At 72.3% G+C, this 11,093-nt stretch carries 9 protein-coding genes; 8 read left to right on the top strand and 1 reads right to left on the bottom strand.

The window, feature by feature from the left end; genetic code table 11:
• The first annotated feature begins 3 nt into the window (after positions 1-3).
• Genes SSP08S_RS21200 through SSP08S_RS21170 form a run of 7 tightly spaced genes read left to right on the top strand, consistent with a single transcriptional unit; the run spans position 4 to position 7,655 of the window.
• Complete coding sequence (locus tag SSP08S_RS21200) at positions 4-1,029, top strand: NAD-dependent epimerase/dehydratase family protein (RefSeq protein ID WP_026178697.1); 1,026 nt, start codon at positions 4-6, stop codon at positions 1,027-1,029.
• A complete protein-coding gene (locus tag SSP08S_RS21195; protein ID WP_439654578.1) occupies positions 1,026-2,300 on the top strand; it encodes a DUF4910 domain-containing protein in 1,275 nt (424 codons plus the stop codon). Before SSP08S_RS21200 ends, SSP08S_RS21195 begins: the two co-directional genes overlap by 4 nt.
• Complete coding sequence (locus SSP08S_RS21190; RefSeq protein ID WP_019069634.1) at positions 2,297-3,592, top strand: MATE family efflux transporter; 1,296 nt, start codon at positions 2,297-2,299, stop codon at positions 3,590-3,592. The genes SSP08S_RS21195 and SSP08S_RS21190 overlap by 4 nt, the downstream gene beginning before the upstream one ends.
• The gene (locus SSP08S_RS21185; RefSeq protein WP_019069633.1) at positions 3,589-4,536 is read left to right on the top strand and encodes a glycosyltransferase family 2 protein; all 948 of its coding nucleotides are present in this window, start codon (positions 3,589-3,591) and stop codon (positions 4,534-4,536) included. Before SSP08S_RS21190 ends, SSP08S_RS21185 begins: the two co-directional genes overlap by 4 nt.
• On the top strand, positions 4,533-5,771 hold the full coding sequence (locus tag SSP08S_RS21180; protein WP_019069632.1) for a polysaccharide pyruvyl transferase family protein: 1,239 nt from the start codon (positions 4,533-4,535) through the stop codon (positions 5,769-5,771). The genes SSP08S_RS21185 and SSP08S_RS21180 overlap by 4 nt, the downstream gene beginning before the upstream one ends.
• Positions 5,768-6,319, top strand: coding sequence for a dTDP-4-dehydrorhamnose 3,5-epimerase (gene rfbC / locus SSP08S_RS21175; RefSeq protein WP_019069631.1), 552 nt, complete (start codon positions 5,768-5,770; stop codon positions 6,317-6,319). Before SSP08S_RS21180 ends, rfbC begins: the two co-directional genes overlap by 4 nt.
• A gap of 7 nt (positions 6,320-6,326) precedes the next feature.
• Positions 6,327-7,655, top strand: a complete 1,329-nt coding sequence (locus SSP08S_RS21170) for a glutamate-1-semialdehyde 2,1-aminomutase (RefSeq protein WP_019069630.1) — start codon at positions 6,327-6,329, stop codon at positions 7,653-7,655.
• Positions 7,656-7,667: 12 nt separating this feature from the next.
• On the opposite strand, the gene SSP08S_RS21165 is transcribed toward SSP08S_RS21170, so the two are convergent.
• A complete protein-coding gene (locus SSP08S_RS21165; protein ID WP_245607929.1) occupies positions 7,668-8,402 on the bottom strand; it encodes a phosphatase PAP2 family protein in 735 nt (244 codons plus the stop codon).
• Between the two features lie 102 nt (positions 8,403-8,504).
• Here SSP08S_RS21165 and SSP08S_RS21160 point away from each other — a divergent pair, with 102 nt between their 5' ends.
• The gene (locus SSP08S_RS21160) at positions 8,505-11,063 is read left to right on the top strand and encodes an AfsR/SARP family transcriptional regulator (protein WP_245607928.1); all 2,559 of its coding nucleotides are present in this window, start codon (positions 8,505-8,507) and stop codon (positions 11,061-11,063) included.
• The last annotated feature ends 30 nt before the right edge of the window (positions 11,064-11,093 follow it).

Here is an 11,093-nt window from a genome sequence, read left to right as displayed (position 1 = left end):
ACCTTGCGCGTACTACTGACCGGACACCAGGGATATCTGGGCACCGTGATGGCACCCGTCCTCACCGCCGCAGGACACGAGGTCTCCGGCCTCGACTCCGGCCTGTTCGCCGACTCCGTCCTCGGCCCGCAGCCCGCCGACCCGCCCGGGGTACGGGTGGACCTGCGCGACCTCACCGCCGAGCACGTGGCCGGGTTCGACGCGGTGATCCACCTGGCCGCGCTGTCGAACGACCCGCTGGGTTCGCTGGCCCCGGAACTCACCTACGACATCAACCACCACGCGTCCGTACGACTGGCAAAGCTGGCCCGCGACGCGGGAGTCGGGCGCTTCCTGTACGCGTCGACCTGCTCCGTCTACGGCGCCTCGGGCGGCGACGACCTGGTCACCGAGGACGCCCCGCTGCGCCCCGTGACGCCGTACGCGGAGTCGAAGGTGCGGGTCGAGGACGACGTGCACGCGCTGGCCGACGACGACTTCACCCCGGTGTTCATGCGCAACGCCACCGCCTTCGGCTACTCGCCCCGGCTGCGTGCCGACATCGTGCTGAACAACCTGGTCGGCCACGCGCTCCTGTCCGGCGAGGTGCTGGTCCTCTCCGACGGCACGCCCTGGCGCCCGCTCGTGCACGCCGCCGACATCGCCCGCGCCTTCACGGCCGCGCTCACCGCGCCGCGCGAGGCGGTCCACGACCGGGCGTTCAACATCGGCAGCGAGATCAACAACGTCACCGTCGCCGAGATCGCCGAACAGGTCGCCGAGGCGGTGTCCGGCGCGAAGGTCGTGATCACCGGCGAGAACGGCGCCGACCCGCGCTCGTACCGCGTGGACTTCTCCCGCTTCCGCAACGCGGTCCCCGACTTCGACTGCGAGTGGACGGTCAAGCAGGGCGCCCTCGAACTCGCCGACGCCTACCGGAAGTTCGACCTCACCCGGGAGGACTTCGAGCAGCGCTTCACCCGCCTCGCCGTGCTCAAGGCGGCCTCCGAGGCCGGCACCGTCGACGACACCCTGCGGTGGCGCCGATGACCGCTGTGGGCGAGGAGATGCACGCACTGGTGGAGCGGCTGTACCCGCTCTGCCGGAGCATCACCGGCGACGGCGTGCGCGCCACCCTGGACATCGTCGGCGAGTACGTCCCGTTGCAGGTGCACGAGGTGCCGACCGGGACGCAGGTGCTCGACTGGACCGTTCCACAGGAGTGGAACATCCGGGACGCGTACATCGCCGACAGCACGGGCCGACGGGTCGTCGACTTCGCCGCGAACAGCCTGCACGTGCTCGGCTACAGCGTCCCGGTGTCGAGGACCATGCCGCTCACCGAGCTGCGCGAACACCTGCACACGCTGCCGGACCACCCGAACTGGGTGCCGTACCGCACGAGTTACTACAAGCCGGAGTGGGGATTCTGCCTGGCCCAGGAGACCCTGGACGCGCTGCCCGACGGCGACTACGAGGTCCGCGTCGACTCGACCCTCGCCGACGGCCACCTCACCTACGCCGAGCACGTCGTCCCCGGACAGGTGGCCGACGAGGTCATCGTCTCCTGCCACACCTGCCATCCGTCGCTGGCCAACGACAACCTGGCCGGCATCGCGGTCGCGACCTTCCTGGCCCGCGCGCTGGCGGAGCAAACGCCTTACTACACCTACCGGTTCATCTACGCGCCCGGCACCATCGGGGCGATCACCTGGCTGGCCCGCAACGCGGAGCGGATCGAGCGGGTCAAGCACGGGCTCGTGCTGGCCTGCGCCGGGGACACGGGCCGACTGACGTACAAACAGAGCAGACGCGGCGACGCGGAGATCGACCGGGTGCTGAAGCATGTACTGGCCGCGTCCGAACGACCGCACCACATCAACGAGTTCACGCCGTACGGCTACGACGAGCGGCAGTACTGCTCACCCGGGTTCAACCTCGGCGTGGGCTCGCTCAGCCGGACCCCGTACGCCGGGTACCCCGAGTACCACACCTCGGCGGACAACCCGGACTTCGTCTCCCCGGAGGCGATGGCCGACACCCTCGCCGTCTGCCGCGAGGCCTTCACCGTTCTCGACCGCAACCGGCGCTACCTCAACCTCAGCCCCTACGGCGAACCGCAGTTGGGCCGGCGGGGGTTGTACGACGCGCTCGGCGGCCGCAGCGACACCAAGCAGGCGCAGATGGCCATGCTCTGGGTGCTCAACCTCTCCGACGGCGAGCACAGTCTGCTGGACGTCGCCGAGCGGTCCGGGCTCCCGTTCGACAGCGTCGCCACAGCGGCCGACGCCCTGCACGAGGCCGGACTGATCAAGACATGACATCGACGACCACCGACGGGGAGAAGGCGGCGCCGGTGCGGTCCGCCAAACGGGCCCTCGTCGGCCGGCTCTCCTGGGGACTGGCCGACCAGGCGGCCTCCAGCATCAGCAACTTCGCGGTGGGCATCTACGTGGCCCGCTCGCTGGGGGTCACCGCGTTCGGCGTGTTCAGCCTCGCCTGGGTGACCTACGGCGTGGTGCTCAACGTCTCGCGCGGCCTGGCCACCGACCCGCTCGTGGTCCGCTTCAGCGGAGTGCCGCAGGCGTCCTGGCGCGGGGCGGTGGCCCGTTCGACGGGTACCGCGCTCTGCGTCGGTTCGGCCCTCGGCGTGCTGTGCCTGGCGGCCGGGCTCGGGCTCGGCGGCCGGGTCGGGCCCGCGTTCGCCGCCCTCGGTCTGATGATGCCGGGGCTGCTGCTCCAGGACGCCTGGCGGTTCTCGTTCTTCGCCGCGGGCGACGGCCGGAAGGCGTTCGTCAACGACATCGTGTGGGGCATCGCGCTGATCCCCGCCATGGTGGTGGCGGCCCATGTCGACACCGTGGCCGCCTTCGTGCTCGCCTGGGGCGCGTCCGCCACGGTCGCGGCCGGATACGGCTGCGTCCAGTCCGGCATCCGGCCCCGGATGACCGAGGCCCGCGGCTGGCTGCGCGAACAGCGCGACCTCGGCTACCGGTACCTGGTCGAGAACGTCAGCCTCAGCGGCGCGAGCCAACTCCGGGCGTACGGCCTCGGCGTGATCGTCGGAGTGGGCGCGGTGGGCGCGGTGCGCGGCGCCGAACTTCTCCTCGGCCCCTTCCTCGCCGTACTCATGGGGCTCTCGCTGGTCACCGTCCCGGAGGCGGCCCGGGTGCTGCGGCAGGCCCCGCACCGACTGGGCAGGTTCTGCCTCTACCTCGGCGGGGGACAGGCCACCGGAGCCCTGCTCTGGGGCTCGGCGCTGCTGCTGATGCCGGGCAGGCTCGGCGAGTTGGCGCTCGGCGACGTCTGGCACTCCTCCTCGCACCTCATCGTGCAGATCACCCTCAGCGTCGCCGGAGCGGGCCTCGGCACCGGTGCCGCGGCCGGACTGCGCGCGCTCGGCGCGGCCCGCCGCAGCCTGCGCTGCCAGCTGTTCGCCTCCGCCTGCTACGTCGGCGGCGGACTCGGTGGCGCGGCCCTCGGCGGTACGGCCGGTTCGGCCTGGGGCGTCGCCGCCGCGACCATCAGCGGCTCGGCCGTGTGGTGGCTGCAACTGCGCTCCGCCCTGCGCGAGCACCACCGCGAACCCATCCCCGAAGTGAGGACCTCATGACCGACCGACCGAGGCTGAGCATCGGCCTGCCCGTGTACAACGGCGAGGAGTACCTGGCCGAGTCGTTCGACGCCCTCCTCGGCCAGACCTACGAGGACTTCGAACTGGTTGTCTCCGACAACGCCTCGACCGACGGCACCGAGGCCATCTGCCGCAAGTACGCCGCGCAGGACTCCCGCATCCGCTACCTCCGGCTGCCCCGCAACATCGGCGCCACCCCGAACCACAACCACGTCTTCGCCGAGTCCCGCGGCGAGCTCTTCAAGTGGGCCTCGCACGACGACCTCTACGGCCGCGACCTGCTGACGCGCTGCATAGAGGCCCTGGACGAGCGGCCGGACGTCATCCTCGCCCACACCGACCAGGCGGTCATCGACGGCGACGGCCAGGTGACGGTCCCGTACGAGTACACGCTCGCCACCGGCTCCCCGAGCGCGCCGGAGCGCTTCCGCAGTCTGCTGTTCGAGCCGGGCGGCGACGACTTCTACGGCGTGATGCGGGCCGACATGCTGCGCCGGGTGAAGCCGATGGACAGCTACCACCATGCGGACCGCACCTTCGTCGCCGAGATCACCCTGCACGGACGCTTCCACCAGGTCCCGGAACTCCTCTACTTCCGCCGCGACCACCCCACCCGCGCCGAACGCGCCAACCCCTCCAAGCGCGCCCGCTGCGTCAACCTGGACCCGCGCCGGGCGGGCGCGCTGCACCCGACGCCCCGCCTGCTCGCCGAGTACATCTGGGGCTTCGCCTCCGCGATCCGGCGGGCACCGCTGTCCCCGGCCGACCGGCGCGCGTGCTACCGCCACCTCGCTTCCTGGATGACCAGCCGGGTCCGCCCGGGCGCAGGCGAGCGCGTCGAGGACCGCGCCCCGGTCGACCCCGCCCAGCTCACGGTCTCCGTCGACGCCCTGGTCGCCGGCCGCGAGGGGAGGCACGCATGACGTCCGCGCCCGAACTGCCGGTGCGCGTCGGGGTGTTCGGCCTGCTCGGCTCCGGCAACCTCGGCAACGACGGGTCCCTCGAAGCCGTCCTCGGCTACCTCCGCGCCGACCACCCGGACGCGGTCGTGGACGCCCTGTGCGGCGGGCCCGAGGCCGTGACGGCCCGGTTCGGGATCCCCGCCACCCGGATGCACTGGAACCGCGCCGAGTACCGCACCGCGTCCCGCCTCGGCTCGATCGCGGCCAAGGGTCTGGGCAAGTTCGTCGACATCTTCCGCACCGCCGCCTGGGTACGCCGCCACGACGTGGTGATCGTGCCGGGCATGGGCGTCCTCGAAGCCACCCTGCCGCTACGGCCCTGGGGCTTCCCGTACTCCCTGTTCCTGCTCTGCGCGAGCGGGAAGCTGACGCGCACCCGGGTCGCGCTGGTCAGCGTCGGCGCCGCCGAGATCCGCAACCGGCCCACCCGCGCCCTGGTCCGCTGGTCGGGGCGGCTGGCCGCCTACCGGTCCTACCGGGACGCCCAGTCCCGGGACGCGATGCGGGCGATGGGCGTGGACACAGCGCGCGACGAGGTCTACCCGGACCTCGCGTTCTCCCTCCCGTCACCATCCGCGAGCGCGCCCTCGGACGTGCCGGGCACGGTCTGCGTCGGCGTCATGGACTTCCACGGCGGCAACGACGACCGCGCCCGCGCCGACGAGATCTACGGCCGCTATCTCGACGGGACGATCCGGTTCGTCCGCACGCTGGTCGAGGAGGGCCGGCCGGTCCGGCTGCTCACCGGCGACCAGTGCGACGCCACGGTGGTCGCCGCGATCCTCGAAGCGGTCGACTCACCCCTGGTCACCGCGGCCGAACCGACCTCCCTGGACGACCTGATGAGGGAGATGACCGCCGCCGACACCGTAGTGGCGGTCAGGTACCACAACCTGATCTGCGCGCTGAAGACCGGCACACCGGTGCTCGCGCTCAGCTACGCGGCGAAGAGCGACGCGCTCATGGAGCGCATGGGCCTCGGCGCGTACTGCCACCCGGCGCGCGAGGTCGACGCCGACCGGTTGCTGGAGCAATTCCGGGCGCTGGAGAAGCGATCGCCCGAACTCCGGCAGACCCTCGCCGAGCGGAACCAGGCCGCCGCCCGCCAACTCCAGGACCAGTTCAGCTCGTTGACCGCGGCCGTGTTCCCCGCGACCCGCCACACCCACGTACCAGCCCGGCAGGAGTCTCCATGAAAGCCACCGAAGTCCCGGAGATCGCGGGCGCGTTCCTCTTCGAGCCGACGCCGTACACCGACGAACGCGGCTTCTTCTGCCGCACGTTCGACGCCGACGTGGTCCGCTCGGTGGGGATCGACCCCGACGCCTTCGTCCAGGACAGCCTGTCCCGCTCGGTCCGGGGTGTGGTGCGCGGCCTGCATCTGCGATCCGGCGCCGGTGAGGCCAAGTTGGTGCGCTGCTCGTACGGGCGGATCTTCGACGTCCTCGTGGATCTGCGGCCGGATTCGCCGACCTACCGCAATTGGACCTCCTTTGAACTCACAGGAGAATCACAACCAACTCTTTACATTCCCGCGGGCTGCGGGCACGGTTTTCAAGCACTGACCGATACCGCCGACACCTCGTACCGGATCGACCGACCACACGATCCGACCGAGGACGTGACCATCGCCTTCGACGACCCGGAGCTGGCCATTCCCTGGCCGCTGCCGGTTGCACTGATGTCCCAGCGGGACCGTGAGGCGCCGAGCCTCGCCGAGGTCCTGAAGCACAGAGAAAGTTGAGGTCCTCGTGGACACCGAAGTGCTTGACCTGCCCCTGTCGCGGACGGCCAACGAGCGGCTGCACGCGTTGATCCCCGGGGGCGCTCACACCTACGCCAAGGGCGACGACCAGTACCCCGAGAACCTGGCCCCGGTCATCAGCCACGGCAGCGGTGCCCACGTGTGGGACGTCGACGGCAACCGCTACATCGAGTACGGCTCCGGCCTTCGGTCGGTCAGCCTCGGCCACGCCCACCCGCGCGTGATCGAGGCGGTGCGGCGCGAACTCGGCCGCGGCAGCAACTTCGTCCGGCCGTCCATCGTGGAGGTCGAGGCCGCCGAACGCTTCCTCGCCACCGTGCCGACCGCCGAGATGGTGAAGTTCGCGAAGAACGGCTCCGACGCCACCTCCGCCGCGGTCCGCCTCGCCCGCGCCGCCACCGGCCGCTCACGGGTGGCCCTCTGCTCCGACCACCCGTTCTTCTCCGTCGACGACTGGTTCATCGGCACCACCCCGATGTCCGCCGGCATCCCGTCGACGACCACCGAGCTCATCGCGTCCTTCCCCTACGGCGACCTCGCCGCCACGGAGGAGATGCTCGCCCGCTACCCGGACGAGATCGCCTGCCTGATCCTCGAACCCGCCACCCACACCGAGCCCCCGCCCGGCTACCTCGCGGGCCTGCGCCAACTGGCCGACCGCCACGGCTGCGTACTGATCTTCGACGAGATGATCACCGGCTTCCGCTGGTCCGAGGCGGGCGCCCAGGGCCTCTACGGCGTCGTTCCCGACCTCTCCACGTTCGGCAAGGCGCTGGGCAACGGATTCGCCGTCTCCGCGCTGGCCGGTCGCCGCGACCTGATGGAGCGCGGCGGGCTGCGCGACACCACCGGCGACCGGGTGTTCCTCCTGTCCACCACGCACGGCGCCGAGACGCACTCCCTGGCGGCCGCGATGGCCGTGCAGAGCACCTATGTCGAGGAGGGCATCACCGCGAGGCTGCACACCCTCGGCGAGCGGCTGGCCGCCGGAGTCCGCGACGCCGCGGAGGCCATGGGCGTGGGCGACCACGTCGTCGTCCGGGGCCGGGCCAGCAACCTGGTCTTCGCCACCCTCGACGAGAACCTGCAACCGTCGCAGCAGTACCGCACCCTGTTCCTGCGCCGGCTCCTCGCGGGCGGAGTGCTCGCCCCGTCCTTCGTGGTGAGCAGCGCACTCGACGACGAGGACATCGACCGCACCGTCGACGTGGTGGCCCAGGCCTGCGCGGTGTACCGCAAGGCACTGGACGCCGCCGACCCCACCCCCTGGCTGGCCGGGCGGGCGGTGAAGCCGGTGTTCCGCCGCCTGGCGTGAGGTGACGTGGCGTCAGGGGCGCTCGCGCCGACCGGCGTCGGCCGTCCTGCGGGAGGGCCGGTCACCCAGCCGGTCGGCCGCCCGGTCGACCAGCCAGGCGGTCGCCGGAATCACCGCCAGCGCGGTGCACCAGCCGCCGAGCGCGTCGGTCGGGTAGTGCGCGCCCAGCCCGACCTCCGCCCAGCCCATGACCGCGCCGGCCACCAGCCCCGCCCCGAGCACGAGTGACGTACCGGCCGCCCTCCCGAGGCCGAGCCGGTCCGTCGCGAGCAGCGCCGCCATGAGGGCGAGCGCGGTGGCGAAGGCGGTGTGCCCGCTCGGGTACGACAGGTTGCCGGGCCCGTGGATGGTCCGCCCCACCACATGCTTGAGCACCGTGGTCGTCCCCACGGTCACCCCGGCCCCGGCGACGACGAGCAGGGCCGCCCGGGGCCGCCGAAACATCAGACAGCCCACCACACAGCCCGCGATCACCAACGCCGACCCCACGGGTTCCCCCAAGAAGTCCAGCACCAGGGCGACTTGGCGCCACGGCGCCCGCACACTGTCCGCCGTCGGCGGGAAGATCCACCGGTCCACCGCACCCGGCGCGCTGTGCCCGGAGTACAGCACCCCGATCACCACGACCACCAGCGCGGCGAGCACCCCGATCAGCCCGAGCCGTGGACCCAGCGACGGAGGCAGCACCGCACGCGCCACGCTCTCGCCCGGCCCGGCTTCCAGGTCCTCTCCTGCCGCACGATCCAACGCGAGCCCCCCTCGTGTCCCCTTCGCGAGCCATCTGCACCCTAACTCCTGGGCATCGAGGACGCGCAGATGAGGAGGTTTCAGGCCGCTAGAATCCGGCAGGTGGCAACGGCGGTGGAGGGGTACGCGTTCGGGCTGCTGGGGTCGTTGAGCGGTCGGCACGACGGGCGTCCGCTGGATCTGGGCAGTCCGCTGCAGTGCGCGGTCCTGGTGCGGCTGCTGCTCGCGGAAGGGCGGCAGTGCGGTCTCGACGACCTGGTCGACGCGCTGTGGGAGGAACCGCCCGGCAACGCGGCGCGCTCGGTGCAGACGTACGTGTACCGCATCCGTCTCTCGCTGGGCGAGGAGCGGTCCCGGCTGGAGACCACGCAGGGCGGATACCGGCTCGACATCCCGGAGCGGGCCGTCGACGCCCTGTGCTTCGAGCGGCTCATCCGTGACGGCGAGGAACTGCGGGCCGACCGGCAGACCGGCCCCGCCCTGCGCGCGTTCGACGCCGCGCTGGCGCTGTGGTCGGGGGAGCCGTTGTCCGGGGTGCCCGGTCCCTACGCCCAGCGGCACCGCCGACGCTTCGCCGAGCTGCGGCTGAACGCCCAGGTGGCGCGGCTGGGATGCGCCGACGAACTGGGCGAGCACGCCCGCGTGGCGACGGAACTGATCTCACTGATCGCCGACCATCCCCTGCGGGAGGACCTGTACGCGCTCCGCATGCGCGCCCTCCACCGCGCCGGGCGGACGGCGGAGGCCCTGGCCGTCTACGCCGCCGCCCGCGACACCATGGTCGCCGAACTGGGCATGGACCCGGGACCGGAACTGCGCGAGTTGCAGACCCGCGTCCTCGCCGGCACCGAGCCCGACCCCGTCGAGCCGGGCGCCGCCCCCGACACCGACCAGGTGACGACCGCCCCGGCCGAGAAGGTCCCGGCCGGTGTCCGTCCGCAGCAACTGCCCCCGGCGCCGGGCGACTTCGTCGGGCGAGAGCGGCTGGGGGAGCGGCTCCGGCTGGCGCTGCGGCCCAGCGGGGAAGCCGTCGCGCTCGCGGTGCTCAGCGGTATCGGCGGTGTGGGGAAGACCGCGCTCGCGCTGCGCCTCGCCCACGGCATCCGCGGCGACTACCCGGACGGACAGCTCTACGTCGACCTGCGGGGCGACGGCGGCCAACCCGCCGATCCCGCCGACGTACTGGTCGACTTCCTCCTCGCGCTCGGCATGCCCGCCGCCGCGATCCCCTCGACGCCCACCGCCCGCGCCGGGGCCTACCGCACCCTGACCGCCGACCGGCGGATCCTGGTGCTCCTGGACAACGCGCACGACACCGCCCAGGTGACACCGCTGCTCCCGGGCACACCGGGCAACGCCGCGCTGATCACCACCCGGCACCGGTCGCTCGTACCGGCGGGCGCGACGCGCTTCGAGGTGCCGGTGCCCGACCAGCAGGAGGCGGTGGCCATGCTGGGTCGGTTCACCGGCGACGCCGAGATCGCCGCCGACCCGGACCTCGCGCTGGAACTGGTGCACGCCTGCGGGCAGTTGCCGCTGGCGCTGCGCATCATCGGTGCCCGCGCGGCGGCCCGTCCCGGACGCGGGCTCGGCGCGCAGCTGCTGCGGCTGCGCGCCGAGGAGCACCAGCTCGACGAGTTGCGGGCCGGCGGCATCTCGGTGGAGGCCACCTTCCAGGTCGGCTATCGCGCCCTCGCCCCCGCGCGGGCCCGGGCGATGCGTCTGTGCGCGCTGCTAGACGCCGCCGACTTCCCGGTCGCGGTCGCGGCCGTACTGCTCGACCAGCCGGAGGCGGAGACCGAGGACCAGCTGGAGCATCTGGTGGAGGCCGGTCTGCTCGAACCGCATTCCGCCGACCGCTACCGGTTCCACGATCTGGTACGGGCGTTCGCCGCCCGCCGTGCCGACCGCGAGGACCCGGCGGCGGACCGAGAGGCGGCCCTCGTACGGCTGACGATGTTCCTGCACGCCACCCTGCTCCAGGCCATGAGCGCGACCGAGCAGGCCGGTTCGCTCAGCGTCCACATCTTCCCCGTGCCGCTGACCGGACTGCGGTTCGCCGGCGCGGAGGAGGCGCGTGCCTGGCTGCTGGCCGAACACACGCTGCTGGTCTCGGTGTTCTCCAGGGTGCTGCGCGACATTCCCGGCGCGTCGCGGATCGTCGTCGCCGCGCTGTCGGTGATCGTGTCGAGCGGGCTCTTCGCCGGGCCCGCGCACCAGCGGGAACTGGAACGCCTCACGGACCGGGCGGTCACGGCGGCCGAACTGGCCGGCGACCGGGTGTGGCAGGCGCAGACCCGGCACATCCGGGCCTGGCTCGGCTACATCCGCGGTGACCTGACGGCGGCGGAGACCGATCTGCGGGAGGGAATCCGGCGAGCGCGTCACGGCGAGGACCGGGTGACGCACTTCCTGTCCACCCGGCTGCTGTCGGTCGTCCTGGTGGACCGGGGGCAGACCGCGGAGGCCGCCGAGTTCTTCTCCGAGTCGGAGTCGGTCGCCGGCGCGGAGGACGACCCGAACAGCCCGGCCTACTTCCTTCAGGAGGTGGCCCGCCTGTTCACCGCGCTGAGCTCGGACCGGGCCGAGGTCGACATCTCCGCGGCGGAGCACGTGTACGAGGTCAGCGACCGGCTGCGGAAGGAAGCGGCGGGGCGCTGAGCCCGCTCGCCCGCCGGGTCGACGCCGCTT

Source organism: Streptomyces hokutonensis, assembly GCF_000376565.1.
Classification (GTDB): domain Bacteria; phylum Actinomycetota; class Actinomycetes; order Streptomycetales; family Streptomycetaceae; genus Streptomyces; species Streptomyces hokutonensis.
The sequence above is the reverse complement of the archived record's forward strand: the minus strand, read 5'-3'. Positions and strand labels throughout refer to the sequence as shown.

Excerpts from the sequence above, each read along its gene's own strand:
- SSP08S_RS21195 (WP_439654578.1), top strand. The coding sequence starts at position 1,026 with ATGACCGCTGTGGGCGAGGAGATGCACGCACTGGTGGAGCGGCTGTAC.
- SSP08S_RS21190 (WP_019069634.1), top strand. The coding sequence starts at position 2,297 with ATGACATCGACGACCACCGACGGGGAGAAGGCGGCGCCGGTGCGGTCC.
- SSP08S_RS21185 (WP_019069633.1), top strand. The coding sequence starts at position 3,589 with ATGACCGACCGACCGAGGCTGAGCATCGGCCTGCCCGTGTACAACGGC.
- SSP08S_RS21180 (WP_019069632.1), top strand. The coding sequence starts at position 4,533 with ATGACGTCCGCGCCCGAACTGCCGGTGCGCGTCGGGGTGTTCGGCCTG.
- rfbC (WP_019069631.1), top strand. The coding sequence starts at position 5,768 with ATGAAAGCCACCGAAGTCCCGGAGATCGCGGGCGCGTTCCTCTTCGAG.